This window comes from Aeromonas salmonicida subsp. salmonicida (assembly GCF_001643305.1).
Taxonomy (GTDB): Bacteria; Pseudomonadota; Gammaproteobacteria; order Enterobacterales; family Aeromonadaceae; genus Aeromonas; species Aeromonas salmonicida.
This window is the reverse complement of record NZ_LSGW01000049.1, coordinates 136,499-157,614: the sequence shown is the minus strand read 5'-3', so window position 1 is coordinate 157,614 and position 21,116 is coordinate 136,499. Positions and strand designations below refer to the sequence as shown.

The following is a 21,116-nucleotide window of genomic DNA, read 5'->3' as shown; positions in this document are numbered from 1 at the left end:
CGCTCTCGACTTTCAGAACTGGTTCAGTTCAACGCAATCCAGGCGTCCTGCCAGTTGGTGCCAATACCCGGCTCATACTGGGTGGCGCTGGCCGACCACTGGCTGCACCAGCCTCGGTAGGGGAAGGGCTTGCACTGATAGACCTTGCCGTTCTTGGGCTGCAACACCTTGGTGCCGTCCGTGTAGGAGGTGAGTCCCTGCGGGAAGGTGAACTGGTAGTTACCGCCACCTGCCGAGTCCTTGAGCATCAGGTCCAGGGTTTGTTGCAGGGCTTCGCCACCCGCCTTCGGCTTGGCCTCGATCACCAGTTGGTGGTGACCTGCGCTGAGCCCGGTGAGCGGCATGGTGAAGCTCTGGCTGCTGTCCTTGATGTCGGCGGCAGACTGGCCCTTGGCCACACCACCATGGTCATACAAGGTATTGGTGACAGTCAGGTCCCCCTGGGCAGTGATGGTGAAGTCGAGGGTCACCTTGCCGTCGTCGAGCAGGTATTCGCTCTCCAGACCGCTCACGCTGATGTCGTTGCCCACCGGCGGTTGCAGCTGTTCGAGCTGGATCTCGACCCGTTCCAGTGTGCTGCCTGACTTGAGGTAGACGGGGTTCTGGCCGTAGACGGGGTTGAACTGATTGTCGGCGTTCTGCTGACCGGCGCGGATCTGGCTCTGCTCCGCATTGATCTTGCTGGCCAGGGCATGGGCCCAGTTGTTCTTCTGGCCTTGTTCCGTGGTGGTGATGGTCAACTCGGTCTGCAGATCGGGGCGCACGCCACTGGCGTCGAACACCAGAGCTCTGGCCTTGTCACCGGCCGCCAGATCGGTGGAGGGATAAATGGTGCCCCCCTGGCTCCAGCTCAAGGGGGGCTGGCTGCCGCCCTTGAAGTTGGCATCGATCAGGTTGTAGAAGCTGTTGCTGGTATCACCCACTTCCCACACCCCCAGGATCAGCTGATAACCGGTGCGCTCCGGCAGGTTGCAATTGTGGGTGACCTGCTTGGGCGGCTGTACCATGTTGCCATCCACCACGCAGAAAGGGGTGAGATCGAAGGCGGCACGGGTCAGCGGCTGGTTCGGGTTCCAGTCCTGTTTGGTGAGGTAGTAACGCCAGTTGCGGGTGACATGGTTGGCGGTGAAGGTCCAGCTGATGGCGAATGGCCCGGCCTGTACTTCACGCCTGGTCCAGCGATCGCTGGTCTGGGCGTTCAGCTCACTCCAGCGGGAGCTGCCCGCCGAGGCAATCTGACCATCCTGAGGGCCTGATTGCGGGAAGCCGGAGGGGCCTTCCACGCTCTGGGGTTCCCATTGCACAGCGCCACACTGGCTGTTGCCACCTTTGTTGCACAGGTAGTTGCGGCTCTCGGGCTGGCTGATGTAGCCGTGGGCGAGTACGCCACCACTGGCCAGCAGCGCCAGCGCTGCCGCGACGTGATTGAGTTGGATTTTTGCTGCCATACATTCCTCTGTTCGATAGATGTGGGCAGTCAAGTTGGCAGGGGAGTTCCCCGATACACACCTGAGTGTGGCAACCCCGCTATCCTGGACGACATGTCTTTAGACCGGAGGCTTTGCGTCCTGGCCTTTCAACCAGTTTGCCAAATGACTACATAAAGGGTCATGGTGTCGCATCTTGCGACACTACCATCATGACTAATTTTGATTAGTTAATTAAGTGTAAATGTTTACAGCTTGACTCATCGGAGTAGAGCTAAAACTTAACGTTATGTTTTTAATGGTGTATTTAATCGATAAGCTAGGCTGAATGTCGCCCATCATGTCGATAACATGCAAAAATTCGACATTTTTCATCAATGAAAAAATCCTCTGCCAGCGGGCTGGCAGAGGATGAATTGCGACAGTGCAAGACGGATCAGTGGCGAGCGCGGGGGCGTTCGGCCTGATGTGATTGCTGATGCAGCGGGGCCAGCCGCTGTGCCAGGGTCTGATCGATGGCAGTGCCCAGTTTGAACACCGACAGCCGCTCATCCAGACTGCGGGAGAGGTCTGCCAGCAGCTCGCTCTCTTTCGCCAGATAGGTGGCGGATTGTGACATCTCCTGGGCCGAATCATTGATGCCACTGACGTTGCGGTTCATATCCTCGGCCACCACGCTCTGCTGTTCCGCCGCTGTGGCTATCTGGATCGCCATGTCGCTCACATGCTGGATGTGGTTGACGATGAGGGAGAGATCCTGCCCTGCCTTTTCGGACTGGCTGACGCTGCTCTCCGCCAGCTTGCGGCTGGCATCCATGGCACTGGCGGCGGTCACTGCCCGCTGCTGCAATTGGGCTATGGTGCTCTGTATCTCCTCGGTGGACTGGCGGGTGCGGCTCGCCAGCTGGCGTACCTCGTCAGCGACCACGGCAAAGCCGCGTCCCTGTTCCCCGGCCCTGGCTGCTTCAATGGCGGCGTTGAGGGCCAGCAGGTTGGTCTGCTCGGAGATGGCGCTGATGACGGCTGTCACCTCGCTTATCTGCATCACTCCCTCCTTGAGCTGATTGACCTGCTGGGTGGCCTGTTCCACCTCGGTGGCCAGCGCCTGTATGCCATTGACACTGGCATGCACGTCACGGTTGCCCAGCCCGGCCTCGCTGGTGGCTTCCTGGGTATCCCGGGCGGTATTTTCGGCGTGACCCGCCACATCGGCAATGGTGGCGCTCATCTCGTTCATGGCGGTGGCGAGCTGGGAGAGCTGATCCCGCTGGCTGTTGACCGCCTGATTGGTCTCCTCTGCCGAGGAGGCGATCCTCAGGGCGGCATCTGCCACGTTGCGGGCCCCCTGGCTGGCCTCGATCAGGGCGTGACGAATGGCGTCGAGCCCCTGGTTGGTACAGGCGGCGACGACCCCCATCTCATCCTTGCCGTGTACCGGTATGCTGATCACCAGATCCCCGGCCGCCACCTGCTGCATGGCTCGCTTTATCTCGGCCAGGGGATTGACGATGGAGCGGCTGATGGCAAACCCCAGCAGCCCCATCAGCAGGATCACCAGCAGGGTGGCGCCGCCCATCAGCTGGTACTGGGACCAGATGGTGGCCTGAATGTCCTGCAGCAGTACGCCAGAGCCCAGGATCCAGCCCCAGGGCTGATAGCCGGCGACCAGCGACATCTTCTGGGCGGCATCACCGGAGGGTCCTATCCACTGGTATTCAAGGCGGCCATGCTGCCCCCCCTTGCCGAGTTCCACCATGCGTTGCCAGTGATCCCCGGCTGTCTCGGTGCCGCTCTGGCCCATCTGCTGGCCAACCAGTTCCGGTTTGACGGGGTGTACCACAACGTGGCGAGTTTCATCGAGTACGAACAGATAGTTGTCGCCATCGAAGCGCATGCTGTTGAGCATGGCCTTGGCTTCTGCCTGAGCCTGTGCGGCGGGCAAGGTGGTGGCGAGTGACTGGATGCGGCTCATGGCGAGATCCAGCACGGCCTGCAGCCGGGCCTCCCGCTCACTCATCAGATTGCGATGCAAGGCACTGGCGGAAATAAGCAGCAGTGCGATGAAACCGACTAGCGCCAGTGAGAGCAGCAACATCAATTTGCGGCTCACGGCGATATCACCAAGCTTGAACATAAGGTCTCCCTGATTTCCCTGTGGGTCTTGCTGTGGCCAGACATGACGATGGCCCTGATTATTTGGTTATTAACATTTAATTAACTTTCAATAACTTGTGGTGACTGAATGCTAATTGAGTGTTTTGACAACCAGTATAGCCAGCAGACAGAAACCGTCGCTTTTGGTAGCGTGGTTGTGCGCATCCCGGCGCATCATTTGCCAAAAAATGTGAATGGCTTGGCATTTCACCAAAAAGGAGCGGGCACCCGTACGGGTCAGCCCCATACAAGAGGGAATTTATGCATTCCATTGCCAGGAATTATTTGAATCAGCTCAATGCCGATTACCTGCAGGTACACAGGCGCAAGGAGGACCTGTTCTGGTCCACCTACATGGGCACCAGTGACGATCAGGCAGGTTTCACCGCCGCCGAGCAGGCCTACAAGGCGTTTTGCGCCAACCCGGCCCGACTGCCGGAGCTCAGAGAGATGCTGTCCCGGGCCGAAGAGGCGGATCTCAAGCGTGGTCTGGGGGGCTGGATTGCCTTCTTCGAGTGCAACGTCATCGAGGATCCGGCTGCCGCCGCCCTGATGGACGAGCTGGTGGCGGCCGAGGCTGCGCTGTTTGCCCGTCGCCGGGAGCTGAAACTCAGCTTGCTGGATGAGCAGGGTCAGCAGGTCGCCGGCAGTCTGCCCGCCGCCAGCACCTCCCTTGCCGCCAGCCCGAACGAGGCGGTGCGCCAGAGCGCGCTGGCCATGTTCCATACCCTGGAACAGTGGGTGGTCGACAACGGCTTTCTCGAGGTAGTGGCGATCCGCAACCGCTTCGCCCGTGCCATGGGGTATCGCGACTATTTCGATTACAAGGTGCGCAAGAACGAGCAGATGAGCCCGGAACAGCTGTTTGCCGTGCTGGATGATTTTATCGCCCGCACCGAGCAGCGGGTGCAGCAGAGTCTGGCAGAGCTGAAAAGCGCCAAGGGAGAGGCGGCGCTGCAGCCCCACAACCTGCGCTATTTCGTCAGCGGCGACGTGACCCGCCAGCTCGACCCCTATGTGCCTTTCTCGCGGGCGCTGAAGGACTGGGTCGAGAGCTTCCGCCGGCTCGGCATCCAGTATCGGGATGCGACCCTGACCCTGGATCTGTTGACCTGGGAGGGGAAATACGAGAACGGCTTCTGCCACGGCCCTGTGCCCAGCTTCTGGCAGGAGGACAAGTGGGTCCCCGCCGTGGTCAACTTCACCAGTCTGGCCAACCCGGTTCAGGTGGGCAGCGGCTGGAGTGGTCTCAATACCCTGTTCCACGAGGGGGGCCACGCCGCTCACTTTGCCAATGTGACCGGCAACGCCCCCTGCTTTTCTCAGGAGTTTCCACCCACCTCCATGGCCTATGCCGAGACCCAGTCCATGTTCTGCGACAGCCTGCTGGACGATGCGGACTGGCTCAAGCACTATGCCAGGAACGCGGCGGGAGAGGTGATCCCAGATTCGCTCATCAAGGCCATGATAGCGGCGCGTCAGCCGTTTCGTGCCTTCAACGAGCGCCAGATAGCGCTGGTTTCCTACTTCGAGCGGGATCTCTACGCCATGGAGGAGATCGATCGCACTCCGGACGCCGTGCTGGCGCTGGCCCGTCAGTGGGAGCGCAAGATACTGGGGACAGAGAGCCCTAGGCCGCTGCTGGCCATTCCGCATCTGCTGAATCAGGAGTCGGCTTGTGCCTATCACGGCTATCTGCTGGCACTGATGGCGGTGGAACAGACCCGCGCCTATTTCCTTCAGCGCGATGGTTATCTCACCGACAACCCGCGCATCGGTCCGGATCTGGCGGCTCACTACTGGGGGCCGGGCAACGGCATGACCCACGATGAGACGCTGCGCAGCCTGACCGGCGAAGGATTCAGCGCCGTGCCGCTGGCCGAGGTATGCAACCAGAGCGTGGCCGACGCCTGGGCGCAGGCCCAAGCCTGCATGGCGGCGGCGCAGCAAAGGCCGCCGGCCGGTGAGGGGGCGCCCCTCAATGCCCGCATCCGGGTGGTGCATGGCAGTGAGCTGATTGCCGACAACAGCGAGTCGGAGGCGCGCATGCTGGCGGACTTCGAGGGCTGGATCCGGCGCCAGAGCGAAGTCGAGCCCGCCACCCAGGGCTAGATGAACCCCGCCTGCAAAAGAGCCCTGCCAATTGGCAGGGCTCTCTCTTTATATGGTGAGCGAGTTGATCACATCGTCAGCAGGGTGACCGGCTTGCCCTTGAGGGCGACGAGCAGGTGCTTGCCCGGCAGTTTCTGGCCATCGAGCATGATGGAGCTGTTGCTGAAGTTGGCTACCAGCCGGCTGCCATCCGAGAAGCGGGTCTCCTGCACCCGGCCCACCCCGTCGCGCCAGCGAAATCCCACCAGCGCCTTGTCCCACAATGCCTCGTGCAGCGGCGCGAATTGATCGCTCAGTCTGACCAGCTCGGGCAGGCGGCTCTCCAGCGTGCTGCGGCTCAGGTTGACCAGCGGTGGTGTGTTGTAAAGCAGGCCGAGCAGGGCACGCTCCTCCTTGATGCCCGGAAACTTGAGGTTGTCCAGCAGCCAGTGATGGCTGTTGAGCACAGAGTCGTGGAACACAGCCTGATAGAGGGGCAACCTGTCCGCCGGATTGAACACGGTTTTCAGGTAGCGCGGCTTGAGGCGAGCGGGCTGAAAGAAGACCTGCGGCGCCTCGTCCGGCCACCACTTGCCGAGGTAATAGGAGGACTTGGCCTGCTTGCGCATGCTGGCATCCTGCCAGCCGAACCCCCAGCTCTGAATGCCGTGGGCAAACATCAGTGGTTTGCTGGTGAGGGCATTGCCATCCTCCGAGCCCAGCACCAGCCCGAGCCGCTCTCCCACCCAGGCCATGCGGGCATTGCGGGCGGCGATCATGGCCTGGCTGCCCTGCTGATGGGCCGGGTTGTAATCGTTGGAGGCCATGGCGGTGCCATCCACGTCGAGGAAGAGGCTGTTGATGCCGCTGGCTTTGGCCAGCTCGCTCATGCGGCTCTTGGCGAAGGGCAGGGTGCAACCGGGATTGAGGTAGGCTCCCTCGCCACCAAAGCCGGGTTTGGGTTTGCCGTTGGCCTCCATGATGGCGCAGCGCTTGCCGATCTTGGGGGGGATCTGGGCGGTGAGCCAGCTGTCGTTGCTGCCGGGGAGGATGGCGGTATCGTAGGAGTCATAGCTGCCCACCAGATAGCCCAGGCGCTGGGCGGCGGTGACGGCATAACTCTGTTGCAGGGCCGCCGTCCATTGCGGGGTGCCGAGCCAGAGCTTGTTCAGTCCCGCCTGTTGCAGCGCCTCTATCACAGGCAGTGACAGGCCCTGTCCCCAGCGAGTCTGTGCAACCAGCAGATCTCCCAGCTGACCCCTGACCCACTGCTGGCGCAGGGCCAGCACCTTGCTCTGGCTGACGGGGCCCTGCTGGGCGGGCAGGGGCAACTGGCTGGCAATCAGCCGGTTGAGCCCGGCCATGATCAATGTCTGCTGCCAGGGCTCGGGAGCCGTTGCGGCCAGCGCTTCCCGCTCCTCGCCGCTGAACGCTTGCAGCCAGGCCGGCTTTTGATTGAGTCTGGCCCGCAGGCCTGGCCAATCCTTCACATCCTGTCGATCCAGCAGGGCATCTCCCCACAGATAGACATGGCTGGCACCAATCAGGCGGCGGCCAGCGGGGATCCGGGCAAACTTGTCAGCGAGGGATTGCCACTCCCCCTCGGCCTGCAACCACTCCCGATAGCGACGGGCCCCCGCCAGCCAGTCATCCCCCACGCTCAGACGCACCACCATGGGAGCCTGCTGGTTGAAGCTGCTGAATTCGTGGCGGGCGCTCAGTTGCAGGCGCCCCCCCTTGCGGGTGAAGTTGAGCTGGTTGTCGTAGGGGGTTTGCAGGATCCAGCTGTAGGTCTGTTTGCCCGCATCCTGGCTCCACAGCGGCAGCTTGAGGTCGTAATGGGTGTTGAGTTCGGCCAGTTCGTCGCCGACATAGCCGAGCCAGTCGCTGTCACGCACCGAGAAGCGGCTGCCCTCGCCAAAGGCCATGGAGAGGTGGGTCTGGTTTTTCGGCAGGCTGTACCAGGCCAGTTGACGGGGCGTGTCGCTGGCAAGGGTCAGCAGCAGATCATCACCGTCCAGTTTGACCTCGACCCTGGCGTCTTGGGCAGGCCAGTGCCAGTTGGCCTCTTGCTCCCCCCGGGTCAGCTTGTCGACCTGACGGGCGGGTTGGCCGTCACTGACCGGCATCTTGTTGACCGAGATGGCCAGGGTATCGGGGGCGATGCGATAGCTCAGCGTCTCCCCTTGCAGTATCAGGGGGGCGGCGGCCAGAGGTGCCGCCAGCAGTGAAATCAGCAGGCAGCCCAGTACTGGCGCCTTTATCCGTAAACCCTTCATTCAAGATCCTTGGCCAAGTCGATGGCATCAGGGTACGCCCTTGCCCGTTCTGCGGTACAGCCAAATTTGCCCGCACCAGCGGCGGCAAGTCATAGGCCCTTGCACTGGATCCGTGGGCAGGCTCGGGTTGATGACGCCCGGTCAGGGGGATGTCAGATGATGCTTGTTTTCTTGGGTCATGACGCTATCTGTCGTAGTCAGTGCGCCGCGCATCCTTGTGCGTCAACGTCGACAGCATGGGGCTTGCAGGCGCTGCGCAGTCCCCTTTTTTGTTGGTCCCCGGGTGCAGGCCAAGCAAGACGCAGTGCTGTTTATTGCCTCAATAGTGGTTGGGGCGACCGGGCCCCCAATGGCAGGCCGTCCGGCATGGGGTATCGATAAGGGTTCTTGTCTGGCTCGATTGACTAAATGTCATGCAACACCACAATTATCCTCCTTGCCACTCCCGATGCGAATCGGGTTGGGAAAGCTACAGGTCTCTCTCCCCGAGACGGCTGAGCCGCATATTGAATACGGCGTCAGCTATCAGTGTTCAACCCTCTGCCCGCTCCCGCCATATCCATGACGTCTGTCGATTGAACCGGCCATGCCGTTGGTATCAAACCTGGCTGGAGAGTGCGCCGTGCGTGGCCTCTTCATTCCTCGTTGTTGATACCGGTACGCCAGCCCTCCTGCAGGGCGGCTCCCTATATTTCAGTCTGTGGAAAGAGGTTATTTCCTCATGATGAGTACAAGTGAACAACCCAGCCGGATTGCCCTGCTGGGGGGCCCCGGTGGATCGTGCCACCCAGCCTCTCGCCGATTGGTCCCAGTGGAACCCGGCACAACACGCCGTACTGCTGCTCAATTTGCCCGCCGACGAGCAAGACAGGGTCTTGCAGGCAGTTCGCCGTGATCCTGACCGTTACTTGCACCCCGTTTTCTGCCTGGAGAAGAGCCCGCTCTCCCCCATGCTGGCGTATCCTCTGCTCGATTGTCTGCTGGGCAGCGAGGCTGCTGGCTCCTTGCCGCAACTGGTTTCCGAACGTCTGCTGCAGAGCGAGCAACTGGTGGATCGCGTGCGCCTGTGCAACCGCTGTCACTCGGCCCACCTCAACTTCGTCGATGTGTGCCCGGAATGTGCCCACATTGCCCTTGAGGCCAAGCCTGCCGTGCACTGTTTCACCTGTGGTCACGTGGATGACCAGGATGCCTTCATGCAGCAGGGGGCATTGCGTTGTCCCAAGTGTGTGACCACCTTGCGCCACATAGGAGTGGACTATGATCGGCCGCTGGAGAAGTACCTTTGTCTCTCCTGTCACGCCCGTTTCATGGAGGCGGCCGTGCTGGCGCGCTGTCATGAGTGCGGTCAGGCAAGCCGGATGACCTTGTGGTGGCGCCCATCCATGAATACCGCATCGGCAAGCTGGCGCATCATGTTGCCCGTGAGGGCACCCAGCGGTTGCATCTGCCCCTGACCTGGGGCACCCCCATGGCGATGGATCACTTCCCCTGGTTGTTGCAGTGGAGCAACAGCCTGCTGCAGCGCCACGGTGGCAGTCATACCCTGCTGGCGATCCGGGTTGAGCACCTGGCCGAGTTTCGGGCTGAGCTGGGCTTGCTGAAAGCGTTGCAGCGGCTGGCCGCCCTGCTCGCCCGTCTGCAGGCACTGTTCCGGGACACGGATGTGGTTTGCCAGTACGCAGATGATCAACTGCTGCTGTTGCTGCCATACACGGATGCAGAAGACAGGGCGATGTTGCAGAGCCGGATCCTGGAGCTGAACCATATCGAGGGGCTGGACACACTGGCGCTCGATGTGAAGGTGCAACCCCTGCCTGCCAGCCTGGGGGACGATGCCAGCCTGTGGCTGAGTCGCTGGCTGGATGGGAGCATCCAGCATGCATGACTGGCTGAGAACCGTGTATTACATCCTGATGGAGATACTGGGCAGCCTGTCGGTGTCCCCCAGTATGATACTGCTGCTGTTGCCCATGCTGCTGTTGATTGAGGTGCCGCTGATGGCGCTGACCCTGACCGGTATCCTCAAGTGGTATGCCCGCCAGGTGCCCCAGGCCTCGGACCTGCCGCTGTCACGACGCTGCCCGAGCGTCTCCTGCATCATCACCTGCTATGGAGAGGGTGACGCGATCCGCTCCACCATATTGACCCTCAAGGAGCAGCTGTACCGCGGGCATCTGGAGATCATCGCTGTCATCGATGGCGCCAATGCCAACGCTCATACCTACCAGGCGGCCTTGAACTGTGTCCGCGAGTTTCAGGGATGCCAGACCCGAACCCTGGTGCTGTTGCCCAAGTGGCAGCGCGGTGGGCGGGTATCGACCCTGAATGCGGGTCTGTCGGCGGCGACCGGTGAGATAGTGATGAACGCCGATGGGGATACCTCCTTTGACAACAACATGATCGACGAGATTGTCGCCTGTTTTGACGACCCTGATATGCCGGCGGTGGGCGGTGCATTGCGGGTGCGCAACCTGCACGCCGGGCTGCTGACCCGGATGCAGGGGATCGAATACATGATCTCCATGCAGGGGGGCAAGACGGGTCTGAGCGAGTGGAATCTGATCAACAACATTTCGGGGGCATCCGGGGCATTTCGTCGTGATTTCCTGCGCCAGATTGGGGGCTGGGATACCCACACGGCGGAAGATCTGGATCTGACGTTGCGGATCAAGCACTACCTCAAGCGCCATCCCGGTCTGAAGATAGGGTTCGCGCCCAGAGCCATAGGTCACACGGATGCCCCCCCGGATCTGGTCACGCTGGCCAAACAGCGTCTGCGTTGGGATGGCGACCTGCTTTTTCTCTATCTGCGCAAACACAAGCTGTCGCTGACACCCCGCATACTGGGATGGAAAACCTTCCTGTTCACCCTCGTCTACGGGGTGGCGCAAAACGTGGTGTTGCCGCTGCTGGTCATGGGCTATAGCTGGTGGCTGGTCTTCAGTTATCCGGGCCAGTTTGTGACGGCCATGATGCTCTGTCTCTATCTGGTCTACCTGTTTCTCACTCTGGTCAATTTCCTGGTGTTCCTGCTCGCCATATCCGAGCGACCCAGGGCCGATCTCGGGCTCTTGCCCTGGTTGTGTCTCTACCCGGTTTACACCCTGCTGATGCGCTTGTGGTGTGCCGTGGCACTGCTTAATGAAATATTCCGGCGCAGCCACGAAGAGAGCAGCATGGCGCCATGGTGGGTTCTGAAACGAGGAAACAAATTCTGATGAAAGTGACATTCAACACCCCTAAAAAGCAGGATGCGACCTCGGAACAGGGGATCCGCGTATTGTATGCACCCGCCAGGCGGATGGCATTCAGGGCGCGCTGGTATCTGATCCTGCTGCTGGCCTTCAGCCCCGTCATCATACTGCTCTGGTATCTGGGGCAAGAGTGGTGGCTGACTCAGGCGCCAGCCATTATCACGACCGAGCCCCTGCTGGTGGTGGCCAATGGCGATGGCTTTATCCGCAATATCTACACGGCGCCCGGACAATCCGTCTCACAGGGGGATGTATTGATGCGGTTCGAATCCCCGACGCTCAATGCCAACATTGAGGCGCGCAAGGCCCGCTTGAAGGCGATTGAGCTCAACAAGCAGCTCGCCGAGCAGGAGATAGTGCGCATCCTGGATGGACAGATCAGCATTGCCGAACGGAGCTCCCGTGAGCAGGAGGGCATCTATCAGGAGTATGCGAACTACCGGCAGCAGAAACTGGTATCCAGTGCCGAATATGCCAGTGCCCTGCTGAGCTGGACCCAGTCACGCATCGCCCTGCAACAGGCCAGGGTCGAGAAAGCGCAGCAGGGGTTGCAGGTCAGGGAAGATCACCTGACGGGGCCGCTGGCCAGTGCTCGCCACTCTCTGGAGCAGGAGTTGACGGAGATGGAAGCCATGTCGAGGCAGCAGCAGCCATTGGCGCCGGCCAGGGGCAAGGTGTCCGATGTGCTGGTGCAGGCGGGGGACTGGGTCTTCTCGGGGGCACCGCTTGCGTTGATCGCCAAGCGTGAGGATCCCCTGGTCATTGCCTATGTGCAGCCCAGGTATTTGTCCTCCATGGAGACGGGGCACAGGGCCATAGTCCAGTTGCCCAGTGGCGAGCGGCTGGCAGCCAGAGTGGCCAGGCCGGTCGAGCTGGCCGGCAAGTTGCCGGCGCAATTGGCTGCCCCGTTTGAAGGGGAGAAGGCGACGCTCAAGGTCGCCTTGTCACTGGATGACAAGTTGCCGCCCAATCTGCAAGTGGAGGGACTGCCGGTTACCGTGCTGTTTGATTGAGCCATAGCCCCTGCTCCGGGAGGCTGGCGTACCAGCCATAGATGGGCGGCGCAGTGCAAAAGTGTGATGGCGCCTGATACAACGACGCCCCTTGTCGTGGGCCAGCAGCCTGGCAACAGAGGCACACGGTGAGGGGCAGGAGTCTGGCTCAAAAGAACCCGCCCCTCTGTTTTTTCCGGCGATCCGCCGCAAACCCATCAGGCACAAGATTCTGTGTGTGGTGTCAATAAGGTACACCCTCTCTGGCATGCGGTTGCCAAGAGGGGCCAGGGATTCTTATCGACAATGGTTCCTGTCTGACTCGATTGACTAACTCGCCCACCGCTGCAGAATTGGCCGCCTCGCCACCCCCGATGCGAATCGGGTTCGGAAAGTCACAGGTCTCTTCCCGGAGACAGCTGGACCGCGCATTGAGGAAGGCGTTGGTTCATCCCTCGCCTTTTACCATCACAACCGCACATCCGTCAGGAAGTCACCCTGCGTTGCCACGGCAGCAGGGTCGGACATATGTGCGTAATCGTCAGGGCATTCAAGGACCGATCTGCCCGGCGCGTGTCAAAGGTGGAATGTTGCGAATGAATCGCATCTTTTGGTTATTGGCGCTCTTGCCCCTGCTGGCGTTGGCTGGCGGGGTGGATAGAGCACGGGAAGCCTGGGTCATCCAAGGCAGGGCAGGGGAGCTTGATGCCGCGGCGCAAGGACTGGATGCCCTCTATCGACAAACCGGCGACGGCAAGGTGCTGGACGATCTGATCGCCGTGCAGCTGTGGCGCGGGGATCGCAAGGGGGCGCTGGCAGCCTGCGCCCCCTGCGAGTTCAGTCCCATTGCCAACAGCACGCTGGAAGGGGTGGCCCGCGCCGCCCGGGACGAGAAGCGCTACTTTGAGGCGATCAGCTATTACCGGGTGTTGCAGGGGCGTGACCCGGGCAATCCCACCGGTTGGCTTGGCCTGTTTCTCACCGCCAGCGATCAGGGCAACCGTGTGCTGGCCCATCAGGCGGCAGGAGAGTACGAGGCCCGTTTCGGTCGCGATCGGGCCGTGCTGGAGGCGCGTATCTATGCCGCCCGTCAGGCCGAGGACCCCATGGGGGAGATGCTGGCCCGCCAGCAGTGGCTGGCGCTGGGACCCGGCAACAGTGAACAGGTGCTGGCGCTCTATCGGGTAGCGGTGAGCCTGGGGGCGGGTCCCGCCGCTGCCGACTTGATGGGGCAGTATCCTGCCCTGTTCAAGCCGGTGGATCGGCTCTGGCTCGACTACTACCAGGCGGTCAATTTGCTGCGGATCTCGGCGCAGACCGAGGATCCGGCGCTGGCTCGCACCTCCCTCACTCACACCCTGGCCCTGCAGGACAAGATCCTGACCCGGGCTCCCCGCGATCATGTGCTCTACCTCAGTGCCCGCCGTGATCTGGTGGTGACCCTGGTGGCCCTCGGTGAGTTTGCCCAGGCGGAGCGGGAGTCTGCCGCCCTGCAAGCCGAGGGGCCGCTGCCGGAATACGTGCAGGAGGCGCGGGCCGATGCGCTGGTTGGGCTCGGGCGGGTGGACGAGGCTTCCCTTATCTATCGGCAACTGGCGACCCCGCAGCGGGCCAAAGACAAGACGCTGCTGGAGAAGCGTTTCTACGCCTACTCGGATGCGGAGCGTTACGGCGCCGCCCAGGGGTTGCTGGCGGGTTGGCAGGAGCCGCCGACCCGCTGGGATTTCACCGGCAATATGCGCATGCCCAACGATGACTACGAGAAGGTGCTGCAGCTCAGAACCCTGCTGCTGGCCTGGCGGGGTCAGGCCGGGATGGCTGAGGCGCAGCTGGAAGGCTGGCTGAAAACGGCCCCTGCCAACCCCTGGCTCTGGTTGCAGCTGGGGGACATCCGTCGTTGGCGCGGTCACCCGGATGGCGCCGAGCAGGCCTATCAGCAGGCGGTGCGCTGGCTGCCGACTGGCCGTACCCGACTCGCCGAGCAGGGTCTCCTCCACGCCCGCCTCGATCAGGGGCAGTGGCAACAGACACCGCAGGCGGTGCGGGCCCTCGGCAACCTGACCAAGGATCGCCGGGAGTTGCAACAGCGGCTGGCACTGGAGCAGGCCCCCATGCTGACCACTGAGCTGACCCATGGTCGCAATGAAGGGGGCTCGGTACAGGCCAGTCGTGACTGGAGTTACGACAGCCGCTTTTACAGCGCTCGCAGCGACGGCGGCGATCGGCTGTTTGCCCGTCGTCAGGGCAGCTTCGGTGAATTTGACGGGCAGCCGGAGCGTGCCGCCTACAGCGGGCTCGGGGCCGAAGTCTCCTTCTATCCGCTGCTGTTGACCCTGGAAGGGGGGATGGGCAGTGAGCTCAATCAAAAGGGCTATCTGTGGAGCCGCCTCGACTGGCGGCTGGGCGATCACTGGACGCAGGGCTTTGCCATCAACCTCAACAGTGCCGACACCCCGTTGCGGGCATTGGCGCGCGGCAACTACGCCGATCAATACCAGCTCGATCTGGGCTGGCGCCAGGATGAGACCCGGGAGGCGGGCCTGCGGCTGGAACGAATGGACATCAGCGATGGCAATCGGCGGCTCACCGCCTCCGGCTGGCTGCGTCAGGATCTCTGGCGTCGGGATCGCTGGTGGTTCGACACTACGCTGCGGGCTGCCACCTCCCGCAACGAGGCGGTGGCGGTGGATTACTTCAATCCCCTGCGGGATCGCAATCTGGAGCTGGAACTGGCGGGGCGTTACCGGCTGCCGCTGGATGGCCGTCGCGCCCTGCTGCAGAGCCTTGTCATCGGCGGCAATCAGTACTGGCAGCAGGAGTATGGCGGCGACCCGGGCTGGCAACTCAGCTATCGCCACGACTGGGTGTTCTCCCCCGCGCTGAGCCTGGGCTATGGCCTGGGCCGGCGCCAGGCCGTCTACGACGGCAACCCCGAATATGGAAATTTCGTCTTCGCCAATCTGCAATGGAGTTTCATGTGATGAGACGCTGGCTTGCCCCTCTTTTCCTGTTGTTGTCCGTGCTCATGCCGCTGGCCGCACAGGCTGCCCGTCAACCCGATGACTATGTGGTGCTCTGCTACCACGACATCGTCGATCTGAAATTGACCCCCAACCTCAAGCTCTATCCCCAGACCATACGGCGCGACACCCTGATCCGCCACTTCAACTGGATCAAGCAGCAGGGCTATCACCCGGTCAGCTTCCAGCAGGTGCTGGATGCCAAGGCTGGCAAGGCAGCCCTGCCGGAGAAGGCCATTCTGCTCAGCTTCGACGATGGTTACGAGAGCTTCTACCGGCTGGTCTACCCGCTGCTCAAGCTCTACAACTACCCGGCCGTCTATGCCCTGGTGGGCAGCTGGCTGGATGTGCCTGACGACAAGCTGGTGCCCTATGGCAACGACAGGCTGCCGCGCAGCTACTTCGTCGGCTGGCCGCAGATCCGCGAGATGCAGGCCTCCGGACTGGTGGAGATAGCCTCCCACACCTTCGCCTCCCACTACGGCTTGCTCGCCAATCCCCAGGGCAATGTGCAGCCGGCGGTGACCACGGCGGGCTGGAGTCCGGCCGGTTACGAAACCATGGCGGCCTATCAGGTGCGGGTGAAAGCCGACTTCGATGCGTCTGCCCGCCAGCTCAAGGAGCAGACCGGCCGGGCACCGCGCATCATGGTCTGGCCCTATGGTGCCTTCAACCAGACGGTGCTGAACCTGGCCCTATGGTGCCTTCAACCAGACGGTGCTGAACCTGGCCCGTGACAGCGGCATGCCCTACAGCTTCACCCTGATTGAGGGGCTCAACACCCTGGGGGATTCCGGAGCCACTGTGCGCCGTTATCTGCTGGAGGAGGACACCAGCCTGGAGACTCTGGACGAGATCATGGGGGGCAACACCTGGGAGCGGCAGGAGGAGCGACTGGTGCACGTGGATCTGGACTATGTCTATGACAAGGATCCGCTGCAGCTGAACAAGAACATCGACCTGCTGCTGGAGCGGATCAAGGGATACGGCATCACCACCGTCTATCTGCAGGCCTATGCCGATGACAACGGTGACGGGGTCGCGGAGGCGCTCTACTTCCCCAATCGCCACATGCCGGTCAGGGCGGATCTGTTCAATCGGGTCGCCTGGCAGCTCAAGACCCGGGTCGGGGTCAAGGTGTATGCCTGGATGCCGGTGATGGCCTATGACATGGGGCCGAATCACACCTATGTGACCGACAGTCGCACCGGCGCCCCCGCCAGAGGTCAGTATCTGCGCCTCTCGCCCTGGGATGCCGCCAGCCGTCAGCTGCTGCTGGATATCTACGAGGATCTCGGTTTTTACACCAAGTTCGACGGCCTGCTGTTCCACGATGACGCCTTCCTCAGCGATTACGAAGGGCCCATGCCGCTGGCGCGCTCCACCCGGGCCCTGCGGGCTCAGGGTGAGCACAAGACTGATTTGCTGATCGACTTTACGCTGGCGCTGCGCGACACCGCCGCCCGTTATCGCCAGGGAGGGGCTGACGGCCTCAAGACAGCCCGCAACATCTACGCGGCCCTGGTGACCGAGCCTGACGCCCAGCAGTGGTTTGCCCAGAGCATGGCGGCGTTCGCCAAGGCCTATGACTACACGGCCGTGATGGCCATGCCCTACATGGAGCAGGCAGAAAATCCGGATGAGTGGCTGGCCCGGCTGGCGGAAACATCCCTGGCCCAGGTGCCGGCCGAGCGGCTGGTGTTCGAGCTGCAAAGCCGCAACTGGCGCACCGATCAGCCGATCCCGGATGAGGAGCTGGCGCGCTGGATGCAGATCATCCAGCGCAAGGGGGTGAAAAACTTCGGCTACTACCCGGACGATTTTCACAACAATCAGCCGGATCCCGCCGTGCTGAAGCCCGTCTTCTCGGTGCAGACCCAGCCTCAGCCAGTCCAGCTGCCGGTGGCTCCCGCCGTGCCCGTCAGTGCGGCCATGGCCACACAAGCGGGGGCGGCACGGTGAGCGGATTTCTCTCAGGCATTGCGATTTTTACCCTGGCCTACCCCAGCATGATGGCCATGGTGTGGATCTGTGGCGGCCTCTATTACTACTTCCAGTGGGAGCAGCGGGACATAGCGCTCGCCAGAACCGGGCTGGTGTTGCCTCGCTATCCCAAGGTGACCCTGATGGTGCCCTGCTACAACGAGGGGGCCAATGTGGAGGAGACCATCAGCCACCTGCTGCGCCAGCGTTATCCCGATTTAGAGGTGCTGGCCATCAACGATGGCAGCAAGGATGACACTGGGCAGCGACTGGATCGGCTGGCGGCGCAGGATGCGCGCCTTACCGTGCTGCACCAGCACAATCAGGGCAAGGCCATGGCCCTCAACAATGGTCTCGAACGGGCGAAGGGGGAGATACTGGTGGGCATAGACGGCGATGCTGTGCTCGACCATGACGCTGTGCGCTGGATGGTGAAGCACTTCATCGAGAGCCCCAAGGTGGGGGCCGTCACCGGCAACCCGCGGGTGCGTACCCGCTCCACCATCATCGGCAAGATCCAGACCGGCGAGTTCAGCTCCATCATAGGTCTCATCAAGCGGGCCCAGCGCATCTATGGCACTGTCTTTACCGTGTCCGGGGTGGTGGTGGCCTTTCGCAAGTCGGCGGTGGAGGCGGTGGGTGGCTGGAGCACGGACATGGTCACCGAAGACATCGACATCAGCTGGAAACTCCAGCTGGCGGGCTGGCTCATCCATTACCAGCCCCAGGCACTGTGCTGGGTGCTGATGCCGGAGACGGTGCGCGGCCTCTACAAACAGCGGTTGCGCTGGGCGCAGGGCGGGGCCGAAGTGATACTGCGTTACGGCCTGCAGGCAATGCGCTGGCGCAACCGCCACTTCTGGTTGCTGCTGCTGGAGTATCTCTCCAGTGTCCTCTGGTGCTACAGCATGCTGCTGCTGGCGCTGATCTGGCTGATCCGGCCCGATCTGGGGGAGCTGGCCGAAGGTCAGCTGTTCCAGTGGACCGGAGTCATCATGACCGCCATCTGCCTGCTGCAGTTCGGGGTCAGCATCTTCATCGACAACCACTATGACAAGACAATGGCCCGCAGCTTCGTCTGGTGTATCTGGTATCCGCTTATCTACTGGCTGCTCAACCTGGTGACGGTGATCGTTGCCGTGCCCAAGGCGATCCTGCGTCGCCGTGGCCAGCTTGCCGTATGGGAAAGCCCTGACAGAGGAGAGTCCTTCCGTGACAAAAAATAAGTTCGCCAACGAGATGATCATACGCAACGGTGCCCGTTGCAGCTGGCAGTACCGACTGCGGGATCTGTTGATCCTGCTGGTGACCTGGATTGGCTGGTTGTTGCTGGCGCTGCGTTTGCCGAGGCTGGAAGTCTGGTGTGGCGGGCTGGATCGCATGTTGCGGCTCCATCGTCACAGCGCCATGGCCGCGACCCTGGCCCTGACCAGTCACTGGCTGCTGGTGGAAGCACCCAAGTGGGCGGTGACGGCCGGCTGGTTGACCCGGCCTGCCCGCCGGGGTGCTGGCGGCGGGGCGGGAGCAGGGGCTGGCAATGGCTTCTCCCTGCATGCCCTTGGCAATACACTGGGGGAGTGGAGCTTCTATCTGCTGATAGCCCTGGTGGTGGTGAGCCTGTTGTCGCTGGTGAGCTATGGCCGCTTTCGGGTGATCCACCGTCTGGCGCCGCTCATCTATCTGGCGGGGTGGGTACACGGTCTCTGCCTGTTGCCCCAGGTTGGCCTGCTGACACCGGTGGGGCTCGGGATCTCGCTGCTGGGCGGCGCAGGGGCTGTGGCTGCGGTTTACTCCCTGCTGGGCTTGACCGGTCAGCGGGATCGCCATCAGGGCCGCATAGTGGCACTTCGCACCCTGGCGGACAGTACCCGTGAATTCACCTTGCAGCTGGCGACGCCGCTGTCGCACTACAGGCCAGGCCAGTTTGCCTTCTTCGAGTTTGATGCCAAGGAGGGGCCGCACCCCTTTACCCTGGTGCGGGTGTCGCCCGACAAGCGTCAGCTGGTGATTGCGGTGCGGGCGCTGGGGGATCATACCCGCCAGCTGGTCGAGGCGGCCAGGGTTGATGGCCCAGTGACAGTGACGGGGCCTTATGGCGCCTTTGTCTGTCCCGCCCGGCAGGGGCAGTCGCTCTGGCTTGGCGCCGGGATCGGCATTACCCCTTTTGTCGCCTGGCTGGAGGGGCTGGTGGTCCGTGGTGAACGGGGGGAGGGGATCACATTGATCCAGTGTGCGCCGGACTTGGCCGGCGCCGTCTATCACCAGCGATTGGCCGAGTTGTGTCAGCGTACCGGGGTGCGTTATCGGCTGCATCTGGACAAGGAAGCGGGGCGGCTGGATTTGGCCGGCCTTGCACAGGGCAAGCCCGGTGACGTCTGGTTCTGCGGGCCGGAAAGAATGGCAGACGCCCTGACCCGGCTGTTGCCGGGCGGGCGCCTGCATCGCGAGCTATTTCGCTTTCGTTGACCGCTGGGCGAGGGCAGCCTCGACGGCTGCCTCCAGCTGGGGATCTCGTCCGCTGATCATGTCGGCTGGTGTGAGCGCTACCTGCAGATCCGGGATCAGCTCCTGATTTTCGTAGAAGCTGCCATCCGGGTTGCGCAGCCCCAGGGTCGGGATGCCGTAGGCGAGTCCGGGGATCAGTCTGGAGTCATGGGCATAGACCATGGTGCCCGTGCCCGGGACTGGCTCACCTATGATGGGGCCGACCTTGAGTGTGCGGTAGTACTGGGGGAAGGCCGAGCCTTCCGAGTAGCTGCCTGCATTGGCCAGCACCACTGAGGGCTTGGTCCACTGGCGGGTGGCGGCGTCTGTCTCCCCCTTGCCGTGGCGTGGCCAGCTGCGCGCCATTCCCTTGTCACTGCCGCTGCCGGTCAGGAACTCCACCAGGGTATTGGCCAGATAGCCCCCCTTGTTGAAGCGCACGTCCACGATCAGCGCCTCGCGGTTTCGCTGACGGCCGAGGGCATCGGCGACCATCTCCTCATACACGGCGCTGTTCATCTCCGGCAGATAGACATATCCCACCCGACCCTGACTCAACTGCGCCACCCGGGCACGGCGCTTGGCGACCCAGCCATCCAGTTGCAACTTGTACTCCTGCTGCAAATCCATGGCGGTGACGTCGAGCTGCACCGGCGCCTTGCTCCCCTTGGGCAGCAGTGTGAGGGCCAGCCGCTGATCGGCCTGGTGGTTGAGCTGGGCATCCAGCGCGTTCAGGTCAGGAACCTCGGTGCCATTGATGGCCAGCAGACGGGCTCCCGGTGTCAGGTCTGTCTCCTGTTCCAGCGGGCCGCCGGCCAGCAGGGCGACCAGTTCAACCCCCGTCTTGCCATCTTGCCAGTAGCCGCCGAGGCTGGCGGTGTTGTCGGGCATTCGCGGGGATGACGCCGGACCCACTCCCCAGGTGTGGGAAACGTTCAGTTCACCGGCCAGCTCCGCCAGCAGATGACCGAAGTCCCTGCCATTGTTGATACCGGCCAGTTGGCGGCGAAGGCGATCTGTTTGCCATCCGGTGACCAGAGCGGGCGCTGGCTCAGGTAGTCGCTGTCGGTGAGCGGCATGGCGAGTCCGCCATCCCCTGCGCTCAGGTAGACTCGGCCCTGCCAGGTGAACGCAAGTTGTTTGCCATCGGGGGAGAGCGCAGGCTCGCGCAGCCAGAGCGGTTCGGCCGCCTGCAAGGGGGAGCAGATCAGCAGGATCAGCAGGGAGAGTCGGCATCGCATGATGGAAGTTTCCAAGTAGGTGAAAAAGCGCCTTATCTTCCCCCCAATCGCCCGGGGGGCACTATCCCGATATAGGGGGGGTATCCCCTTGTTTTGGCTGTTAATTGTAACAATTTATAAAAGATGGCACGGGATATGTTTCTCTGGATATATTGAGTATTGATGGCGATCCAATATGATGGCGCTCG

The 21,116-nt window shown here is 62.3% G+C and carries 14 protein-coding genes, 1 pseudogene and 1 riboswitch; of the genes and pseudogenes, 10 read left to right on the top strand and 5 right to left on the bottom strand.

What is annotated here, in order from left to right:
* Positions 1-23: 23 nt before the first annotated feature.
* Positions 24-1,448, bottom strand: coding sequence for an N-acetylglucosamine-binding protein GbpA (gene gbpA, locus AXW79_RS07670; RefSeq protein WP_005313702.1), 1,425 nt, complete (start codon positions 1,446-1,448; stop codon positions 24-26).
* Between the two features lie 66 nt (positions 1,449-1,514).
* A riboswitch (cyclic di-GMP riboswitch) is annotated at positions 1,515-1,600 on the bottom strand.
* Positions 1,601-1,863: 263 nt separating this feature from the next.
* On the bottom strand, positions 1,864-3,561 hold the full coding sequence (locus AXW79_RS07665) for a methyl-accepting chemotaxis protein (protein ID WP_005313698.1): 1,698 nt from the start codon (positions 3,559-3,561) through the stop codon (positions 1,864-1,866).
* A 281-nt stretch (positions 3,562-3,842) separates the two neighbouring features.
* Between AXW79_RS07665 and AXW79_RS07660 the strand changes: the two genes are divergently transcribed.
* Positions 3,843-5,693, top strand: a complete 1,851-nt coding sequence (locus AXW79_RS07660; RefSeq protein WP_005313694.1) for a M3 family metallopeptidase — start codon at positions 3,843-3,845, stop codon at positions 5,691-5,693.
* A gap of 68 nt (positions 5,694-5,761) precedes the next feature.
* On the opposite strand, the gene AXW79_RS07655 is transcribed toward AXW79_RS07660, so the two are convergent.
* A complete protein-coding gene (locus tag AXW79_RS07655; protein WP_005313692.1) occupies positions 5,762-7,951 on the bottom strand; it encodes a glycoside hydrolase in 2,190 nt (729 codons plus the stop codon).
* A 734-nt stretch (positions 7,952-8,685) separates the two neighbouring features.
* Here AXW79_RS07655 and AXW79_RS23690 point away from each other — a divergent pair.
* From AXW79_RS23690 to AXW79_RS07615, 9 genes are all read left to right on the top strand, one after another.
* A complete protein-coding gene (locus AXW79_RS23690) occupies positions 8,686-9,408 on the top strand; it encodes a TackOD1 domain-containing metal-binding protein (RefSeq protein WP_227534402.1) in 723 nt (240 codons plus the stop codon).
* Complete coding sequence (locus AXW79_RS23685) at positions 9,393-9,839, top strand: diguanylate cyclase domain-containing protein (protein WP_227534403.1); 447 nt, start codon at positions 9,393-9,395, stop codon at positions 9,837-9,839. Before AXW79_RS23690 ends, AXW79_RS23685 begins: the two co-directional genes overlap by 16 nt.
* Positions 9,832-11,172 (top strand): glycosyltransferase family 2 protein, encoded by a 1,341-nt coding sequence (locus AXW79_RS07645; protein ID WP_005313689.1) that lies wholly within the window; start codon positions 9,832-9,834, stop codon positions 11,170-11,172. The genes AXW79_RS23685 and AXW79_RS07645 overlap by 8 nt, the downstream gene beginning before the upstream one ends.
* Positions 11,172-12,221 carry an HlyD family secretion protein gene (locus tag AXW79_RS07640; protein WP_005313685.1) on the top strand — a complete coding sequence of 350 codons (1,050 nt, stop codon included), beginning with the start codon at positions 11,172-11,174 and terminating at the stop codon, positions 12,219-12,221. Before AXW79_RS07645 ends, AXW79_RS07640 begins: the two co-directional genes overlap by 1 nt.
* A 575-nt stretch (positions 12,222-12,796) precedes the next feature.
* A complete protein-coding gene (gene pgaA, locus AXW79_RS07635) occupies positions 12,797-15,181 on the top strand; it encodes a poly-beta-1,6 N-acetyl-D-glucosamine export porin PgaA (protein ID WP_005313682.1) in 2,385 nt (794 codons plus the stop codon).
* Positions 15,181-15,957: a poly-beta-1,6-N-acetyl-D-glucosamine N-deacetylase PgaB gene (pgaB, locus tag AXW79_RS23680; protein WP_063639044.1), complete on the top strand. Its 777-nt coding sequence runs from the start codon at positions 15,181-15,183 to the stop codon at positions 15,955-15,957. The genes pgaA and pgaB (AXW79_RS23680) overlap by 1 nt, the downstream gene beginning before the upstream one ends.
* Positions 15,938-17,182 carry a poly-beta-1,6-N-acetyl-D-glucosamine N-deacetylase PgaB gene (gene pgaB, locus AXW79_RS23675; protein ID WP_063639045.1) on the top strand — a complete coding sequence of 415 codons (1,245 nt, stop codon included), beginning with the start codon at positions 15,938-15,940 and terminating at the stop codon, positions 17,180-17,182. Before pgaB (AXW79_RS23680) ends, pgaB (AXW79_RS23675) begins: the two co-directional genes overlap by 20 nt.
* Positions 17,179-18,429 carry a poly-beta-1,6-N-acetyl-D-glucosamine synthase gene (gene pgaC, locus AXW79_RS07620; RefSeq protein ID WP_005313679.1) on the top strand — a complete coding sequence of 417 codons (1,251 nt, stop codon included), beginning with the start codon at positions 17,179-17,181 and terminating at the stop codon, positions 18,427-18,429. The genes pgaB (AXW79_RS23675) and pgaC overlap by 4 nt, the downstream gene beginning before the upstream one ends.
* A complete protein-coding gene (locus AXW79_RS07615) occupies positions 18,416-19,669 on the top strand; it encodes a ferredoxin reductase family protein (protein WP_005313675.1) in 1,254 nt (417 codons plus the stop codon). Before pgaC ends, AXW79_RS07615 begins: the two co-directional genes overlap by 14 nt.
* On the opposite strand, the pseudogene AXW79_RS07610 reads toward AXW79_RS07615, so the two are convergent.
* Positions 19,652-20,695: pseudogene (locus tag AXW79_RS07610) on the bottom strand (S41 family peptidase); the annotation flags it as partial. The gene AXW79_RS07615 and the pseudogene AXW79_RS07610 sit on opposite strands and share 18 nt — an antisense overlap.
* Entirely contained in the window at positions 20,623-20,928 is a 306-nt protein-coding gene (locus AXW79_RS22115) for a PD40 domain-containing protein (protein ID WP_017412594.1), read from the bottom strand. The gene AXW79_RS22115 and the pseudogene AXW79_RS07610, both read right to left, overlap by 73 nt.
* Between the last annotated feature and the right edge of the window lie 188 nt (positions 20,929-21,116).

What these genes read in the sequence shown, in the direction of transcription:
- AXW79_RS07665 (WP_005313698.1), bottom strand. Translation starts at nt 3,561, where the DNA reads ATGTTCAAGCTTGGTGATATCGCCGTGAGCCGCAAATTGATGTTGCTG.
- gbpA (WP_005313702.1), bottom strand. Translation starts at nt 1,448, where the DNA reads ATGGCAGCAAAAATCCAACTCAATCACGTCGCGGCAGCGCTGGCGCTG.
- AXW79_RS07655 (WP_005313692.1), bottom strand. Translation starts at nt 7,951, where the DNA reads ATGAAGGGTTTACGGATAAAGGCGCCAGTACTGGGCTGCCTGCTGATT.
- pgaA (WP_005313682.1), top strand. Translation starts at nt 12,797, where the DNA reads ATGAATCGCATCTTTTGGTTATTGGCGCTCTTGCCCCTGCTGGCGTTG.
- AXW79_RS22115 (WP_017412594.1), bottom strand. Translation starts at nt 20,928, where the DNA reads ATGCGATGCCGACTCTCCCTGCTGATCCTGCTGATCTGCTCCCCCTTG.
- pgaB (WP_063639044.1), top strand. Translation starts at nt 15,181, where the DNA reads ATGAGACGCTGGCTTGCCCCTCTTTTCCTGTTGTTGTCCGTGCTCATG.
- AXW79_RS07640 (WP_005313685.1), top strand. Translation starts at nt 11,172, where the DNA reads ATGAAAGTGACATTCAACACCCCTAAAAAGCAGGATGCGACCTCGGAA.
- AXW79_RS07645 (WP_005313689.1), top strand. Translation starts at nt 9,832, where the DNA reads ATGCATGACTGGCTGAGAACCGTGTATTACATCCTGATGGAGATACTG.
- AXW79_RS07660 (WP_005313694.1), top strand. Translation starts at nt 3,843, where the DNA reads ATGCATTCCATTGCCAGGAATTATTTGAATCAGCTCAATGCCGATTAC.